The sequence below is a fragment of the Enterobacter sp. KB-280D8 genome, from assembly GCF_041399405.1.
Lineage (GTDB): Bacteria > Pseudomonadota > Gammaproteobacteria > Enterobacterales > Enterobacteriaceae > Enterobacter > Enterobacter cloacae_N.
Genome location: NZ_JBGKEC010000001.1, coordinates 99,824 through 117,275, shown reverse-complemented (window position 1 = coordinate 117,275; position 17,452 = coordinate 99,824). Strand labels below are relative to the sequence as shown.

General features: G+C 59.2%; 13 protein-coding genes and 1 other RNA gene. 10 read left to right on the top strand and 4 right to left on the bottom strand.

What is annotated here, in order from left to right; all coding sequences use genetic code 11:
- The first annotated feature begins 186 nt into the window (after positions 1–186).
- Both ydiK and rprA read left to right on the top strand, forming a co-directional pair.
- Positions 187–1,302, top strand: coding sequence for an AI-2E family transporter YdiK (gene ydiK, locus AB8818_RS00635; protein ID WP_116340471.1), 1,116 nt, complete (start codon positions 187–189; stop codon positions 1,300–1,302).
- Between the two features lie 209 nt (positions 1,303–1,511).
- An RNA gene (gene rprA, locus AB8818_RS00630) (antisense sRNA RprA) lies at positions 1,512–1,619 on the top strand.
- A gap of 5 nt (positions 1,620–1,624) precedes the next feature.
- Here rprA and AB8818_RS00625 read toward each other — a convergent pair.
- The 3 genes from AB8818_RS00625 to ppsA all read right to left on the bottom strand — a co-directional run bounded on the left by AB8818_RS00625 (position 1,625) and on the right by ppsA (position 8,017).
- The gene (locus tag AB8818_RS00625; protein WP_192981591.1) at positions 1,625–4,000 is read right to left on the bottom strand and encodes a glycoside hydrolase family 3 N-terminal domain-containing protein; all 2,376 of its coding nucleotides are present in this window, start codon (positions 3,998–4,000) and stop codon (positions 1,625–1,627) included.
- 3 nt (positions 4,001–4,003) lie between these two features.
- The gene (locus tag AB8818_RS00620) at positions 4,004–5,404 is read right to left on the bottom strand and encodes an MFS transporter (protein ID WP_116340475.1); all 1,401 of its coding nucleotides are present in this window, start codon (positions 5,402–5,404) and stop codon (positions 4,004–4,006) included.
- A 234-nt stretch (positions 5,405–5,638) separates the two neighbouring features.
- On the bottom strand, positions 5,639–8,017 hold the full coding sequence (gene ppsA / locus AB8818_RS00615) for a phosphoenolpyruvate synthase (RefSeq protein ID WP_023311316.1): 2,379 nt from the start codon (positions 8,015–8,017) through the stop codon (positions 5,639–5,641).
- A 335-nt stretch (positions 8,018–8,352) separates the two neighbouring features.
- Here ppsA and AB8818_RS00610 point away from each other — a divergent pair, with 335 nt between their 5' ends.
- From AB8818_RS00610 to AB8818_RS00575, 8 genes are all read left to right on the top strand, one after another.
- On the top strand, positions 8,353–9,186 hold the full coding sequence (locus tag AB8818_RS00610) for a pyruvate, water dikinase regulatory protein (protein WP_192981594.1): 834 nt from the start codon (positions 8,353–8,355) through the stop codon (positions 9,184–9,186).
- Between the two features lie 152 nt (positions 9,187–9,338).
- Positions 9,339–10,385, top strand: a complete 1,047-nt coding sequence (gene aroH / locus AB8818_RS00605; protein WP_192981596.1) for a 3-deoxy-7-phosphoheptulonate synthase AroH — start codon at positions 9,339–9,341, stop codon at positions 10,383–10,385.
- Positions 10,386–10,639: 254 nt separating this feature from the next.
- The gene (gene hemP / locus AB8818_RS00600; RefSeq protein WP_166712687.1) at positions 10,640–10,828 is read left to right on the top strand and encodes a hemin uptake protein HemP; all 189 of its coding nucleotides are present in this window, start codon (positions 10,640–10,642) and stop codon (positions 10,826–10,828) included.
- A 72-nt stretch (positions 10,829–10,900) separates the two neighbouring features.
- Entirely contained in the window at positions 10,901–12,883 is a 1,983-nt protein-coding gene (locus AB8818_RS00595; RefSeq protein ID WP_192981599.1) for a TonB-dependent hemoglobin/transferrin/lactoferrin family receptor, read from the top strand.
- A 36-nt stretch (positions 12,884–12,919) separates the two neighbouring features.
- Positions 12,920–13,948 (top strand): hematinate-forming heme oxygenase ChuS, encoded by a 1,029-nt coding sequence (gene chuS, locus AB8818_RS00590; RefSeq protein ID WP_192981601.1) that lies wholly within the window; start codon positions 12,920–12,922, stop codon positions 13,946–13,948.
- Entirely contained in the window at positions 13,945–14,766 is an 822-nt protein-coding gene (locus tag AB8818_RS00585) for a hemin ABC transporter substrate-binding protein (protein WP_192981604.1), read from the top strand. Before chuS ends, AB8818_RS00585 begins: the two co-directional genes overlap by 4 nt.
- Positions 14,766–15,758, top strand: coding sequence for an iron ABC transporter permease (locus AB8818_RS00580; RefSeq protein ID WP_116340485.1), 993 nt, complete (start codon positions 14,766–14,768; stop codon positions 15,756–15,758). The genes AB8818_RS00585 and AB8818_RS00580 overlap by 1 nt, the downstream gene beginning before the upstream one ends.
- Positions 15,751–16,530, top strand: a complete 780-nt coding sequence (locus tag AB8818_RS00575; RefSeq protein ID WP_163328955.1) for a heme ABC transporter ATP-binding protein — start codon at positions 15,751–15,753, stop codon at positions 16,528–16,530. Before AB8818_RS00580 ends, AB8818_RS00575 begins: the two co-directional genes overlap by 8 nt.
- Here AB8818_RS00575 and AB8818_RS00570 read toward each other — a convergent pair.
- Complete coding sequence (locus tag AB8818_RS00570; RefSeq protein ID WP_163328953.1) at positions 16,497–17,420, bottom strand: LysR family transcriptional regulator; 924 nt, start codon at positions 17,418–17,420, stop codon at positions 16,497–16,499. The genes AB8818_RS00575 and AB8818_RS00570 overlap by 34 nt on opposite strands.
- Between the last annotated feature and the right edge of the window lie 32 nt (positions 17,421–17,452).

Here is a 17,452-nt window from a genome sequence, read left to right as displayed (position 1 = left end):
TAATTAGAGTTGTGGGAATCGTTTGCGTGTATCTTAAAAGTTTTATCACATTTTTTTCTTATAATCTCTGCTGAATTACAGGCAGAATTCGCCTGTCAAAAATCGCTGATATCACTAATGATTAGAGAGATGCGGTTTACGTTCCCGCCAGCCCGGCTGGCGTTCATTTAAGGAAATGTTTCGTTTATGGTCAATCTTCGTCAGCCCAGGGATGTTGCGCAAATTCTGCTGTCGGTGCTGTTCTTAGCCCTCATGATTATTGCGTGTCTGTGGATTGTTCAACCCTTTATTCTCGGCTTTGCGTGGGCCGCGACCGTTGTCGTCGCAACCTGGCCTCTTTTATTACGCCTGCAGAAGCTGCTGTTTGGCCGCCGCGGCTTAGCCGTGCTGGTCATGACGCTGCTGCTGTTCCTGCTGTTTATTATTCCGATTGCCCTGCTGGTTAACAGCCTTGTCGACTCCAGCGGCCCGGTGATCCGCGCCGTGACCAGCGGCGACCTGACGCTGCCGGATCTTGCCTGGCTGAACAGCATTCCGGTCGTGGGCGCTAAACTCTACAGCGGCTGGCATAGCCTGCTGGAGATGGGCGGCAGCGCGCTGATGGCGAAAGTGCGTCCGTATATTGGCACCACCACCACCTGGTTTGTCGGTCAGGCCGCGCATATCGGCCGCTTTATGATGCACTGTACCCTGATGCTGGTCTTCAGCGCCCTGCTTTACTGGCGCGGTGAGCAGGTGGCTTTAGGCGTTCGTCACTTTGCCACCCGCCTGGCGGGAAAACGGGGCGATGCCGCGGTACTGCTGGCCGCGCAGGCCGTGCGCGCGGTCGCCCTGGGCGTCGTGGTGACGGCGCTGGTTCAGGCGGTGCTGGGCGGTATCGGCCTGGCGATTTCCGGCGTACCGTACGCCACCGTCTTTACCGTGGTCATGTTGATGACCTGCCTTGCGCAACTGGGGCCGCTGCTGGTGCTGGTTCCGAGTATTATCTGGCTGTACTGGACGGGTGATACCACGTGGGGAACGGTTCTGCTGGTCTGGAGCTGCGTGGTCGGCACCATGGATAACGTGATTCGCCCCATCCTCATCCGCATGGGCGCAGACCTGCCGCTGATCCTGATCCTCTCCGGCGTTATCGGCGGGTTGATTGCCTTCGGGATGATCGGTCTGTTCATTGGCCCGGTGCTGCTCGCCGTCACCTGGCGTCTGTTCTCCGCCTGGGTTCATGAAGTGCCGCCGCCGGGAACCGACCCGGACGTGATTCTGAGCGAGCTGGAAGAGCTGGAAGAGAAGAACACGCAGTAAGCCTTTTGGCCGGGTGGCGCTAACGCGCACCCGGTCTACATTACCCTCATCAACACTTAAGCATTACTAAACTATTTATTCGTCACTCACTGGTCAGACCCGCTATTTCAACAGTAAGTCCGCTATTATCCTCAAGAAATCTTTACGTCTCTTTAACTATTGAGACGAATCTGATCGACGCTAAATAACACAATGCCTACTATTAGCTCACGGTTATAAATCAACACCTTGGTTTATAAGCATGGAAATCCCCTGAGTGAAACAACGAATTGCTGTGTGTAGTCTTTGCCCATCTCCCACGATGGGCTTTTTTTTATCCTGACTACGCGCGCTTCACGTCACAGCGACTGAGCATTCGCCATTCAGCAGGCAGAACCCGCGTCTCTCCGGTTACGTTGACCGTCACGACCTCGCGGATATCCGCCGACGATGCGCCAATCTGCAGTTCAAACTCGCCAGGCTCAACAATGCGTTTCCCGTCACGACGGGTGAAGTTGAACATCTCAACCGGCAGCGTGAAGGTGAGCGTGGCGGTTTCGCCCGGCGAGAGCGTGACGCGCTGGAAGGCCTTCAGCTCCTGAAGCGGGCGCACCTGGGTAGCGACCCTGTCCCGCACGTAGACCTGCACGACTTCACTCCCGCTGAGCTCGCCGGTATTGGTGATATCCACACTCAGCGTCACCTCACCGTCGACCGGCACGCGGCTTTCAGCGACGCGGGCAGCGCCCCAGCTAAACTGCGTCCAGCCAAGGCCAAAACCAAACGGATAACGCGCACCGAAATGGAACGCAAACGGCGTGCCGCCGCTTTTCAGCTTGTGGTTGTAGTAGTACGGCATCGCCCCGGCGCTTTTCGGCACGCTGACAACCAGCCGCCCCTGCGGCTCCGCGCGACCGGTCAGCACATCGGCAATCGCCCAGCCCCCTTCCTGCCCCGGCGCCCAGGCCATCATCAGCGCGGCAACCTTGTCCTCCAGCCCCTGAAGGTTGTACGGGCGCCCGCCGGTCATCACGACAATCACCGGTTTGCCGGTGGCGACCAGGGCGTCCAGCAGCTGTTGCTGCACGCCGGGCAGATTCAGAGAATCGGTATCAGATCCTTCCCCGACCGTGCCACTCTGGAACAGTCCGGCGAGATCGCCCACGCAGGCCACCACCACGTCACTCTCCTGCGCGGCGTTGACCGCCTCGGGGATAAGTGCCGTGCTTTGCGACACGGGAGACTGCTGCATCGGCTTGCCGCCGCTGTCGCCGGGGAAGACCGGCGCGCCCGCCATCCGTTTTTCGATAATGTGGCACCCTTTTGCATAGCGCACGTTCGATGCCCCCAGGTACTGCTCCAGCGCCGCGCGCGGGGTCGTCACCTGCGAGGTTTCCTCAACCATATCGCTGATGATCAAATGCACCGGGAAGCTGTAGCCGCTGAGTAACGCCAGCGGATCGTCTGCCGTCGGCCCCACCACCGCCACGCGGGGCTTACCGTTCAGCGGCAGAATGCCGTCGTTTTCCAGAAGCGTGATCGATTTGGTCGCTACCTCCCGCGCGACCTCTCGGGTCATCTCATTTTGCAGATCGATACCGTTTTCATCGGCATACGGGTTCTCAAACAGGCCGAGGCGGAATTTTTCGGTCAGCGTACGCGCTACGATCTCATCCACCTTCGTCATGGAAATCAATCCACGCTCAACGGCATCTGCCAGATGGCTCGCGCAGTCGTCTTTCGGCAGCTCAACGTCCAGCCCGGCGTTAAAGGCCAGCGCAGCGGACTCCGCTGCGTCGTGGGAAATCCCGTGATGCTGGTGCAGCAGGCTGACGCCGCCGTAGTCCGCGACAATAATGCCGTCGAAGCCCCACTGTTCACGCAGGACGGTGGTCAGCAGGAAGCTGTCGCTGTGCCCTGGTTGGTTATCGATATCGTGGTAGGCGGGCATGACCGAACCGGCGTTTGCCAGCTTGACCGCCATTTCAAACGGCAGCAGGAAGGTGTCGTTCAGCTCGCTGAAGCCGAGATGAACCGGGGCGTGGTTACGCGCCCCTTCGCTGAACGAGTGGCCCACGTAATGCTTGAGCGTCGCCAGCAGATCGCGCTTATCGCCCTGTAAGCCTTTCACGTAGGCGGTGGCCATCACCCCCACCAGCCAGGGATCTTCCCCGAAGGTCTCTTCGGTTCGCCCCCAGCGCACGTCGCGGGAAACGTCCAGCACCGGGGCCAGCCCCTGCTGGCAGCCGACGGAACGCGCCTCTTTACCAATCTGCTCTGCCGCGCGCTGCACCAGTTCAGGGTCCCAGGTAGAACCGTAGTTCAGCGACGACGGGAACAGCGTGGCGTCTTTGCACAGCAGCCCCACCAGGCACTCTTCATGGAACAATGCCGGAATGCCAAGACGCGTCTCCTCCATCATCATGTGCTGCAGGCGGTTAGCGGCGCGCACGCCGGTTTTCGCATCAACGATGTGGGTGCCCAGCGGGCGCGTAATTTGCCCGACGCCCAGCTTCAGCCGTTCGCTGAGTGCAGCCTGCTGGCTCACGCCAGCGAACTCATCGCTGAGATCGCTGCGCTCGCGGTGGTTACCGTTTTCATCGAGGATCAGCCAGTACGCATGCATCTGGGCGAACTTCTCTTCCGGGGTCATACGCGCCAGTAAATCGGCGACGCGCTCGTGTACGGGACGTCCCGCGTCCTTATAGATAGCAGTCATATTTTACTCCTGTAGTGCGGAAGGGGTTGCCGGGCTGAGCTGCCCCGCGTCGGGTCTTACCTCACGCTTGCTCGCCAGTTCCCGGGCGATGGAATCCACCAGCCGGCTGTTGAGCTTGTAGATGGAAAGCAGCGCCACCATGCAAAGGAACAGCGCGCACGGAATAAGGGTGAACAGCGCGTTGATGGTGGAGAGCACGTGCGGCGCCTGGGCTGCCTGGCCCGGAGCGTAATCCACCATGCCGAGCACCCAGCCGACCACCGCCCCGCCCAGCGCCAGCCCAAACTTGATGGCAAACAGCGCGGTGGAGAAGACCAGCCCGTCCAGACGGCGGCCGCTGCGGTGCTCTTCGTAGTCGACCACATCTGAGAACATGGTCCACTGCAGCGGCGTGGTGAGGTTTTGTACAAAGCTAAAGACAATGTTGAGGCCAAAAATCAGCCACACCTGAGAAGGCGGCAGGAAGAAAATCAGCGCGCCGAAGATGACGAAGGAAATAATCGTCCACTGATAGGCGCGGACGCGGTCAAATTTCCCCAGCAGCCGTTCAGATAATAATGCGCCGCTTAAGGAGGCCACCATGCCGGAAACAATAAAGGCAAAAACCAGCTCCGGGCGCAACAGCACATAGTTGACGTAATACATGGTGGCAGAGCCGCGCGTCACCACCGCCGTTAACAGCAAAATATTAAACAGGAAGACAATACGCCACTGGCTGTTCCCGGCCAGCAGTTTTAAATCGGTTAGCATGGAGCCGGAGGTATCATTGCGTGGGGAATAACGCTCGCGGGTCATCAGGAAACAGCAGAAAAACAGCACAATCCCCAGCAGCCCCATCAGGCTCATAGCGTAGAAATAGCCTTTCTGCACGTTGCCCTGTCCTAACAATGAGACCAGCGGCAAGGCGATAACCGTTACGATCAGCCCGCCGATAAACGACAGGCCAAAACGCCAGGACTGCAGGGAGTGGCGCTCGCGCGGATCCAGCGTCAGCGCCCCCGGCATGGCGCAGTAAGGCACGTTAATGGCGGAGTAAATCAGGCTTAAAATCGCGTAGGTCGCACAGGCATAAACAATTTTTGCCGTCGGCCCGACGTCCGGTACGTAGAAGGTGATAAGGCAGCTTACGCCAAAGGGAATAGCAAACCACAACAGCCAGGGACGGAAACGGCCGTGACGCGTCTGCGTGCGGTCAACCAGCGCGCCAATGCACGGGTCGACAAACGCATCGACCACGCGCACCACTAAAAACATGGTGCCCATAATGGCAGCGGGTAAACCGAAAACGTCGGTATAGAAATAAGCAAGAAATAACGTGGCCGTTTGCCAGACCAGCGCGCTGGCCATATCGCCTAAGCCATAACCTATTTTATCTTTGGTACGCAATACAGAGGAAAGTGTCATTGTTATTTGCCTTTTTATCAGGTTAAAACGTATTTCAACCAGTTGCGCATCTTCCGAAGGGAAATGCGCAGTAAGGCTCAAGTATTAGCAACGCTTTGCGCACTAACAATTGTCTTAATTAACAGACAAATTATGATATTTGGTTTTTTAGTTTATTTGTGATGGGGAGCAAATTAGCGGTGAAATAAAAAAAGCGAGGAATAATATCCTCGCCTTTTTCCGATAGTGATGTCGTTACTTGTTCAGTTCCGCCAGGCTCAGCCAGGTTTGCACCACGGTGTCCGGGTTCAGGGACAGGCTATCGATCCCCTCCTCCATCAGCCAGGCGGCAAAGTCTTCATGGTCAGATGGACCCTGACCACAAATGCCGACGTATTTACCCTGCTTCTTCGCCGCGCGGATGGACATGGAGAGCAGCGCTTTCACCGCCTCGTTACGCTCGTCAAACAGCTCGGAAACCACGCCGGAGTCGCGGTCCAGGCCCAGCGTCAGCTGCGTCATGTCGTTCGAGCCGATAGAGAAGCCATCGAAGTGCTCCAGGAACTGCTCGGCCAGCAGGGCGTTGGACGGGATCTCGCACATCATGATGATCTTCAGCCCGTTTTCGCCGCGCTTCAGCCCCTGACGCGCCAGCTCGTCCACCACCGCTTTCGCCTGATCCACGGTACGCACGAACGGGATCATGATTTCGACGTTGGTCAGCCCCATATCGTTGCGCACGCGTTTCACCGCCTCACACTCCAGCGCGAAGCAGTCACGGAAGCTGTCGGACACATAGCGTCCGGCGCCGCGGAAGCCCAGCATCGGGTTCTCTTCTTCCGGCTCGTAGCGCTCGCCGCCCACCAGGTTGGCGTATTCGTTTGACTTGAAGTCAGACAGACGCACAATCACGCGTTTCGGGTAGAACGCTGCGCCCAGCGTGGCGATCCCTTCGGTCAGACGGCCGACGTAGAACTCTTTCGGCGAGTCGTAGCCTTTCATCATCTCGCGGATTTCGTTCTGCAGCTTCGGATCCTGATCGTCAAACTCCAGCAGCGCGCGCGGGTGAACGCCGATCATACGGTTGATGATGAACTCCAGACGCGCCAGGCCAACGCCTTCGTTCGGCAGGCAGGCGAAGTCAAACGCACGGTCCGGGTTGCCGACATTCATCATGATCTTCAGCGGCAGGTCCGGCATGGTATCCACGCTGGAGCTCTTCACGCTGAAGTCGAGAATATCGGCATACACGTAGCCGGTATCGCCTTCGGCACAGGAGACGGTCACGTTCTGCCCGTCCTTCATGCGCTCGGTGGCATCACCGCAGCCGACAACCGCAGGAATACCCAGCTCGCGGGCAATGATCGCCGCGTGACAGGTACGACCGCCGCGGTTGGTGACGATGGCCGCGGCTTTCTTCATGATCGGTTCCCAGTCCGGGTCGGTCATATCGGTCACCAGCACGTCGCCTGGCTCAATGCGGTTCATCTCGCTGATGTCGTGGATCACTTTGACCGGGCCGGCACCGATGCGGTGACCGATGGCACGGCCTTCCGCCACGATTTTACCCTGCGCGTGCAGCGTATAACGCTCCATCACCTGGCCGCGTGAGCGGACGGTTTCCGGGCGCGCCTGCACGATGAAGAGCTTGCCGGTGTTCCCGTCTTTCGCCCATTCGATATCCATCGGACGGCCGTAGTGTTTTTCTATCTGCACCGCCTGCTTCGCCAGTTCCTGCACTTCGGCGTCGGTCAGGGAGAAGCGGTCGCGCTGCTCCTGCGGCACATCTTCAATCTTAACCTGCTTACCGTGCTCCTGGGTCGGGGCATAGATCATGCGGATTTTTTTCGAGCCCATGGTGCGGCGCACCACCGCCGGACGGCCAGCGGCCAGCGTAGGCTTGTGGACGTAGAACTCGTCAGGGTTAACCGCGCCCTGCACCACCATCTCACCCAGACCCCACGCGGAGGTGATGAACACCACCTGGTCGAAGCCGGATTCGGTATCAATGGAGAACATCACGCCGGAGGAGCCAACGTCGGAGCGCACCATACGCTGCACGCCCGCGGAGAGCGCCACGCCGCGATGGTCGTAGCCCTGGTGCACGCGATAGGAGATGGCACGGTCGTTGAACAGGGAGGCAAACACGTGCTTCACCGCCACCAGCACGGCATCGTAGCCCTGAACGTTCAGGAAAGTTTCCTGCTGTCCGGCAAACGAGGCGTCCGGCATGTCTTCTGCGGTCGCGGAAGAACGCACGGCAAAGGAAGCCTGCGCATCGTCAGCGGAGAGCTGGTTGTAGGCGTCGTGGATGGCTTTTTCCAGTTCCGGCTGGAAAGGTGTGTCGATGATCCACTGGCGGATCTGCGCCCCGGCTTTTGCAAGCTCGGTGACGTCATCAATATCCGTTTTATCCAGCAGGTCGTAAATGCGCTGGTTTACACCGCTCTGGTCTAAAAACAGGTTAAACGCGTCGGCGGTCGTGGCAAACCCGTTTGGTACGGAGACACCCATACCGGACAGATTTGTAATCATTTCACCCAGGGAGGCATTTTTGCCCCCAACTCTGTCTACATCATTCATGCCGAGTTGGTTATACCAAAGCACCAGCGGTGACGAGCCATTGTTGGACATCGAAACAATCCTTTTGTGATATTTGATCGGAGTAAGTAACACCTGACTACGTATTTATACTGGCATAATTATTTGCGCTAAAAAAACGGTGAATCGTGTAAGCAATTTAAATTTTCAACTTTTCGGATAGTTTCCCACCAGCCAATAACCCGATGATTCCTCTATATTCAGCCAGAAACCCCAAAAATAAAGTCGCTATTTGAAAAATGAAATCCGCTTTTCAGGAAAATCAAAAACAGCGTTTCATTTATAATTAGGATAAGTTCTTTGCTGTGTAATTACCTTTTTTAATTTATGCTTTCAGACAATTACGTATGATATTCAGGGTGGGTAAAATGGATAATGCTGTCGATCGTCACGTTTTTTATATTTCTGATGGTACGGCGATCACCGCCGAGGTGCTGGGCCACGCGGTGATGTCGCAATTCCCCGTTTCGATCAACAGCATCACGCTGCCTTTTGTGGAAAATGAGAGTCGCGCCAAAGCGGTGAAGGATCAGATCGATGCCATCTACCAGCAGACCGGCGTGCGCCCGCTGGTGTTCTACTCCATCGTGATTCCCGAAATTCGCCACATCATTCTGCAAAGTGAGGGCTTCTGCCAGGATATCGTGCAGGCGCTGGTGGCTCCGCTCCAGAGCGAACTGAAGCTTGACCCGACGCCTATCGCGCACCGCACCCACGGGCTGAACCCCGGCAACCTGACCAAATACGACGCGCGTATCGCCGCCATCGACTACACCCTGGCGCACGACGACGGGATTTCGCTGCGCAATCTCGACCAGGCCCAGGTGATTTTGCTCGGGGTGTCGCGCTGCGGCAAAACGCCAACCAGCCTCTATCTGGCGATGCAGTTCGGCATCCGCGCCGCAAACTACCCGTTTATCGCTGATGACATGGATAACCTGGTGCTGCCCGCTGCTCTTAAGCCGCTGCAGCACAAGCTGTTCGGCCTGACGATTAACCCGGAACGCCTGGCGGCGATCCGCGAAGAGCGCCGCGAGAATAGCCGCTACGCCTCGATGCGCCAGTGCCGCATGGAGGTTTCCGAAGTAGAGGCGCTGTACCGCATAAACCAGATCCCGTGGCTGAACAGCACCAACTATTCGGTTGAAGAGATCGCCACCAAAATTCTCGACATCATGGGACTTAACCGCCGAATGTACTAACAAGCTAGTACATTAGCTCGGATTCATGTATCATCCATTTCAACAGCGGGGCGGTGTCGCCCCGAACTTGAAATCAGCAGGGATTGGTTTAATGTGATGCCCATCACTTCCCGGTAGTCTGCCGATGAAGCAAAAATTTTCTGAGACAAGTCATGAATAAAACCGATGAACTCCGCACGGCGCGCATAGACAGCCTGGTCACCCCGGCTGAACTGGCCGAGCGGCACCCCGTTTCCGCCACGGTCGCGGAACATGTGACGGCCTCCCGCCGCCGCATTGAAAAAATCCTCAATGGTGAAGACAGGCGTCTTCTGGTGGTGATTGGCCCCTGCTCCATCCACGATTTGGATGCGGCAATGGACTATGCAAAACGCCTTCAGGGGCTGCGGGATAAATACCAGCATCGCCTTGAGATTGTGATGCGCACCTACTTTGAAAAACCGCGTACCGTGGTGGGCTGGAAAGGGCTGATTTCGGACCCTGACCTTAACGGCAGCTATCGCGTGAACCACGGCATCGAACTGGCGCGCAAGCTGCTGTTGCAGGTCAACGAGCTGGGCGTGCCGACGGCCACCGAATTTCTCGATATGGTGACCGGGCAGTTTATCGCCGATCTGATCAGCTGGGGCGCGATTGGCGCGCGGACCACCGAAAGCCAGATCCACCGCGAGATGGCCTCTGCCCTCTCCTGTCCGGTCGGCTTTAAAAACGGGACCGACGGCAACACCCGTATCGCGGTAGATGCGATCCGCGCCTCGCGTGCCAGCCACATGTTCCTGTCGCCGGACAAAAGCGGTCATATGACCATCTACCAGACCAGCGGTAACCCGTACGGGCATATCATTATGCGCGGCGGGAAGAAACCCAATTACCATGCAGAAGATATTGCGGCGGCCTGTGAAACGCTGGCCGAGTTCGACCTGCCGGAACACCTGGTGGTGGATTTCAGCCACGGCAACTGCCAGAAGCAGCATCGCCGCCAGCTGGACGTCTGCGATGAGATCTGTCAGCAGATCCGCAGCGGCTCGACCGCCGTTGCCGGGATTATGGCCGAAAGCTTCATCAAGGAAGGCACGCAGAAAATCGTTGCCGGCCAGCAGATGGTGTACGGCCAGTCGATCACCGATCCGTGCCTGAGCTGGGAAGACAGCGAACTGCTGCTGGAGAAGCTTGCAGCTGCGGTTGATACGCGATTCTAAAACCTTGTCGGGTGGCGCTACGCTTACCCGACCTACGATTCTCTTCCTTTTGGTTGAGGAATCCCCACAAATTAATGCGAGCAGCGAACAATCCCCTCGCCCCTTTGGGGAGAGGGTTAGGGTGAGGGGATCAGGCCGCACCTCGCCCCCTGAATTTGATCCCGTCACACAATTTTCATAAAAACGCTTGCCGTGAATTTGCAGTTTATTGATAATGATTATCATTGTTACATTGATTGTTATTTATAAACATGATGTCACCTACGGATAACAGCGCGGCAACGCCAGCAAAAACACACACAGCACCGTCCCCGGCCCCTGGCGATCGCCGCATCGACAGCAAAACTCTGCTGGGTGATGAGGGCCGGGTGATTATCGAGCATGACGGCCAGCACTACCTGCTGCGCCAGACGAATGCCGGAAAATTGATCCTCACAAAATAAACTAAATCCTTCGCCAGCCACCCAGGTCATCCCCAGGCAGCCAGCGCTTTCGATACTTTATGGAGAGTTGCTATGCCACACCTGCACACCGCACGTTTACGCCCGTCCCTTCTGGCGCTGGCGATTGTCAGCACCCTGCCGGGCGTCGCGTTTGCTGCCGCAGATGAAATAACCGTCACCGCCACAGGCAACGCCCGTAGCGCCTTCGAAGCCCCGATGATGGTGAGCGTGATTGACGCCACCGCCCCGGAAAAACAGACCGCCAGCTCTGCCGCCGATCTGCTGCGCAACGTCCCCGGCCTGACGCTTGACGGCACCGGCCGCACCAACGGTCAGGACGTTAACCTGCGCGGCTACGACCGTCGCGGCGTGCTGGTACTGGTTGACGGCGTGCGCCAGGGAACCGATACCGGCCACCTGAACAGCACCTTCCTCGATCCCGCGCTCATCAAACGTATCGAGGTGGTTCGCGGCCCCTCGGCCCTGCTCTACGGCAGCGGCGCGCTGGGCGGCGTGATTTCCTATGACACCGTCGACGCCAAAGACCTGCTGGAGCCGGGTAAAAACAGTGGTTATCGCGTGTTTGGTACCGGTGCAACGGGTGACCACAGCCTCGGCCTGGGGGCCAGCGCCTATGGCCGCACCGATACCCTGGACGGCCTGGTGTCGTGGTCCAGCCGCGACCGCGGCGATATCCGCCAGAGCGACGGTGCAACGGCGCCTAACGACGAATCCATTAATAACATGCTGGCGAAAGGCAGCTGGAAAATCGACCCGGCTCAGACGTTGAGTGGCGCCCTGCGTTACTACAACAACGCCGCACAGGAGCCGAAAAACCCGCAAACATCAGATGCCAACAGCAGCAACCCGATGACCGACCGCTCCACCATCCAGCGAGATGCGCAGGTTAGCTACCGCATTGCGCCGGAAGGGTACGACTGGCTGAACGCCGATGCGAAGGTTTACTGGTCTGAAGCGCGCATTAACGCCCAGAACATCGACAGCACCGGCGAGTTCCGCAAGCAGACCACCAAAGGCGGCAAGGTGGAAAACCGTACCCGCCTGTTCAGCGACTCCTTTGCGTCTCACCTTCTGACCTACGGCGGAGAATACTATCGCCAGGAGCAGCGTCCGGGCGGTGCCACGACCGGCTTCCCGGAGGCGAAAATCGACTTTAGCTCAGGCTGGCTGCAGGATGAGATCACCCTGCGCGATCTGCCCGTTACCCTTCTGGGCGGCACGCGCTATGACAACTATCGCGGCAGCAGCGATGGCTACGATGACGTCAATGCCGATAAGTGGTCTTCCCGGGCAGGGTTAACCGTCAGCCCCACCGACTGGCTGATGCTGTTCGGCTCTTACGCGCAGGCCTTCCGCGCGCCGACCATGGGTGAAATGTATAACGACGCTAAACACTTCTCCATCGGCCGGTTCTACACCAACTACTGGGTACCTAACCCGAACCTGCGCCCGGAAACCAACGAAACGCAGGAGTTTGGTTTTGGCCTGCGCTTTGACGATCTGATGCTCTCCAACGATGCGCTGGAGTTCAAGGCCAGCTATTTCGATACCAAAGCGAAAGACTACATCTCCACCACCGTCAACTTCGCCGCGGCGACCACCATGTCGTACAACGTTCCAGACGCCAAAATCTGGGGCTGGGACGTAATGGCAAAATATTCGGCCGATCTGTTTAACCTTGACGTGGCCTATAACCGCACGCGCGGGAAAGATACCAATACCGGGGAGTACATCTCCAGCATCAACCCGGACACCGTCACCAGCAGGCTGGACGTTCCGGTGGCGCAAAGCGGGTTCTCCGTCGGCTGGATCGGCACTTTTGCCGATCGCTCAACTCACGTCAGCAGCAGCTACAGCAAGCAGCCGGGCTATGCGGTCAACGATTTTTACGTCAGCTATAAGGGCCAGGAGAAGCTCAAGGGCGTCACCACCACGCTGGTGCTGGGCAACGCCTTTGACAAAGCGTACTGGTCACCTCAGGGCATTCCGCAGGACGGGCGTAACGGCAAGATTTTCGTAAGCTATCAGTGGTAATTCCCCTTCGGGGCCACTCTTCAGAAGGATAAGACAATGAATCACTACACACGCTGGCTTGAGCTAAAAGAAGAACATCCGGGTAAGTACGCGCGAGACATCGCAGGGTTAATGAACATCAGCGAGGCGGAGCTGACCTTCGCGCGCGTGGGCCATGACGCCTGGCGCCTGCGCGGCGACATCCGCGATATCCTGGGCGCGCTGGAAGCCGTGGGTGAAACCAAATGCATCTGCCGCAACGAGTATGCCGTGCACGAGCAGGTTGGCAGCTTCACCAACCAGCACCTGAAGGGCCACGCCGGGCTGGTGCTGAACCCGCGCGCGCTGGATCTTCGCCTGTTCCTCAACCAATGGGCGAGCGCGTTTCACCTCAGCGAAGCCACCCCACGCGGCGAGCGGCAGAGCATTCAGTTCTTCGATCGCCAGGGCGATGCGGTGCTCAAGGTCTATACCACGGACAACACCGACCTCGCTGCCTGGGGCGATGTGCTGACCCGCTTTATCTTTGCCGATAATCCGCCGCTTGAGCTGGGCGCTGCGGATGCCCCGGCTCACGCCGAAAACGCGGATGCCGCTCTCGTGGATAAGGAGTGGCGCGCCATGACTGACGTGCATCAGTTCTTCAGCCTGCTCAAACGCCACAATCTCAGCCGTCAGCAGGCGTTTCGCCTGGTGGGCGACGACCTTGCCTGTAAGGTGGAGAACAGTGCGCTGGCACGGCTGCTGGAAACGGCACGTCAGGACGGCAACGAAATCATGGTATTCGTCGGTAACCGCGGCTGCGTGCAGATCTTCACCGGTGCAGTACAGAAAGTCGTGCCGATGAAAGGCTGGCTGAACATCTTTAACCCCGTCTTTACGCTGCATCTGCTGGAAGAAACCATCGCGGAGAGCTGGGTGACGCGCAAACCAACCGCAGACGGCCACGTCACCAGCCTGGAGCTGTTTGCCGCTGACGGTACGCAAATCGCGCAGCTTTATGGCCAGCGTACCGAAGGCGAGCCGGAGCAGAGCCAGTGGCGCAGCCAGATTGACACCCTGACGCCAAAAGGGCTGGCCGCATGAAAACGTGGTTAGCCCTGCTGTGCGCCCTGCCTCTGGTAGCGTTTGCCGCCGCGCAGGAGAAAATTGTCGCCCTTGGCGGCGACGTGACGGAGATTGTCTATGCGCTTGGCGCGCAGTCTTCTCTGGTCGCACGCGACAGCACCAGCCAGTGGCCGCAGGCGGCAAACGATCTGCCTGACGTGGGATATTTACGTCAGCTCAACGCCGAAGGCATTTTGTCCATGCGCCCCACGCTGGTGCTGGCCAGCGACCAGGCGCAGCCGTCTCTTGCGCTGAAGCAGGTCGAACAAAGTCACGTCAGGGTGGTTACCGTTCCTGGCCGCAACGACCTGAGCGTCATTGACGAAAAGGTTCGGGTGATTGCCGACGCCACGCACCGTGAAGCCGAGGGGGAAGCCCTGCGCAACACGCTGCGCCAGGCGCTGGCGGCGCTGCCCGCAGCGCCCCTTAACAAGCGGGTGCTGTTTATCCTCAACCACGGGGGAATGACCGCGATGGCCGCCGGGCAGCAGACCGGCGCTGACGCCGCCATCCGGGCCGCCGGGCTGCAGAACGCGATGCAGGGATTCACCCGCTATCAGCCGCTGTCGCAGGAAGGAGTCATTGCCAGCCGGCCCGACCTGGTGGTGATTTCGCAGGACGGCTTGAACGCGCTTGGCGGCGAGGAAAACCTGTGGAAGCTGCCCGGCCTGGCGCAAACCCCAGCGGGACGCAACAGGCAGATGCTGGCGATTGATGATATGGCCCTGCTGGGCTTCAGCGTGCGAACGCCGGATGCCATCCAGAAGCTGCGCGCCAAAGCGGAGCAACTGCCCTGATGTCCCGGCGGATCGCATTGTCGTTGTGGATGCTGGCCGCGATCCTGAGCATCATGACGCTCACGGCGACGGGGTTTGGGGCATTGCACCTGCCGGTCAGCCTGCTGTGGAGCGGCAGCGATGAGGCCATGCGTCAGATCTGGCTTACCATTCGCCTGCCCCGCGTGCTGCTGGCGCTGGTGATTGGCGGAGCACTGGCGCTGGCCGGCTGTGTGATGCAGGGGCTGTTCCGCAACCCGCTGGCGGACCCGGGGTTGCTGGGGATCAGCAGCGGCGCGGCGCTGGCGGTGGCGCTGTGGGTGGTTATTCCCGCCGCTTTACCTGCCCTGCTGATGCTGTATGCCCCGATGCTTGCGGCGTTCCTCGGCGCGCTGGCCGCAACCGTCCTTATCTTCCTGCTCAGCCAGCAGCGTCACGGCTCCTTGTCCCGCCTGCTGCTGGTGGGGATCGCCATCAACGCCCTGTGCGGCGCGGCCGTCGGGGTACTCTCCTGGCTCAGCAACGATGCCCAGCTTCGCCAGCTTTCCCTCTGGGGAATGGGCAGCCTCGGGCAGGCGCAGTGGTCCACCCTGCTGGCGGTAACGTCGCTGATGGTGCCCGCGGTGCTGATTATCTGGCGGCTTGCCGGCCCGCTCAATTTGCTGCAGCTGGGCGATGAAGAGGCGCACTATCTCGGGGTGGATGTTGCTACTGTGCAGAGGATCCTGCTGCTGTGCAGCGCCCTGCTGGTTGCCGCGGCGGTGGCCGTCAGCGGCGTGATCGGCTTTATTGGCCTTGTGGTGCCGCACCTGATGCGCATGTGGCTGGGAGCCGACCACCGGGCCGTCGTTCCCGGCTCGGTGCTGGCCGGTGCGCTGTTGCTGCTGGTTGCCGACACGCTGGCGCGCACCCTGGTCTCCCCGGCGGAGATGCCCGTCGGGTTATTGACCAGCCTTCTCGGTGCGCCGTGGTTCCTGTGGCTTATCTTTCGTCGCGGAGGTACGCATGGCTGAACGCTATTGTGCGGAGAACATTTTCTTTCACGCCGGGCAGCGGACGCTGATCGACGATGTGTCGCTTACTCTCTCTCAGGGTGAGCTGGTCGCACTGATTGGCCCCAACGGTGCCGGGAAGTCGACATTATTGCGGCTGCTTACCGGCTACCTCAAGCCCGCAAGCGGACGCTGCACTCTGGCCGGCACGCCGCTTGCGGACTGGCCGCCGGATACCCTCGCCCGCTACCGGGCGGTGATGCGCCAGAATACACAGCCTGGATTCGACTGGCCGGTAGAAGCGGTAGTCGGTATGGGCCGCGCGCCCTGGACTCGCGCCCCTGAAGCATCGGTGGTTGAGGAAGTGATGGCGATTACGGGCTGTTTACCGCTGGCGGGCAGACACTATTCGACGCTCTCCGGCGGCGAGCAGCAGCGGATCCAGCTCGCCCGCGCGCTGGCCCAGCTCTGGTGCGACGGGGCACCGCGCGGCTGGCTGTTTCTTGATGAACCCACCTCCGCGCTGGATCTCTACCACCAGCAGCATCTGCTGCGCCTGCTGAAATCCCTGACCCGTCGGGGTCACCTCCACGTCTGCGTGGTGCTGCACGATCTCAATCTGGCGGCGCTGTGGGCAGATCGCATTCTGCTGATGCACAACGGCAGGCTGGTTTCCCGCGGCGCGCCGGAGGACGTGCTGCAGGCCGGGACGCTGGCGCGCTGGTACGGCGCGCAGGTGTGCGTTGGCAGCCACCCGGATCACCCCGTACCGCAGGTATTTCTCGCCCCCTGAGCGGGCTGGTAAAAATCCTTCAGCGTTTCCAGCAGGGCATGCGCCGCTTTAGAGAGCTGCGTGTGCCCTGGATGGATTGCTCCGATGCACTTTTCAATAGGCGGGCTATCCAGCGGGATACAGACCGCGCCCAGTGCCGTCATCTGCGCCTCGCAGAGCGCCGGTACGGCGCTGCCACCCAGCCCGCTGGCGACCATGCGCCCTACCGTCACCAGCTGATGACTCTCCAGCGCCACGTCCAGCTTTCTGCCGCTTCGCGCCAGCTCCTCCTCCATCATCAGACGTACCGCCGAAGGGCGCTGCAGGGTAATGAAATCCAGCGTCAGCAGCTCTTCCCAGGCCAGCCGCTTTTTGCCCGCCAGCGAGGAATCTTTAGGCACAATGGCAACAAACCTGTCGAGCCCCAGCGGCGTAAACAGCAGGTTGTGCGTGGGGGCCGGTTCGAAGGCGATCCCCATCTCAACACGCCCTTCACGCACCATCTCAATCACCTGCTCGTTGATGACGTCATGCACGGTGACGTTGATCCCGGCGTGGCGATCGCGAAACGCTTTCAGCACCTCGGGCAGGACATTCGCGGCAAACGACGGCATGGCGGCGACCGAGATTTTACCGCGCTGCAGGGTAAAGCACTGGTGCATCGCCTCTTCGACGTTATCCCAGTCGGCAAGCAGCTGACGCGCCATCGGCAAAAACGTCTCTCCCTCCTGCGTCAGCGCGACCTTGCGCGTGCTCCGCTGCAGCAGCGGGCCACCGAGCGCGTCTTCCAGACTTTTAATCGTCAGGCTCAGTGCCGGCTGGGAGAGATTTAAGCGTTCGCTGGCATGCGCGAAATTGAGAGTGTGAGCTACCGCTAAAAACGCGCGTAACTGTTTGACACTCATTCTCATTTTTCATCCTGTTAACTAATTGAAAAGAATTA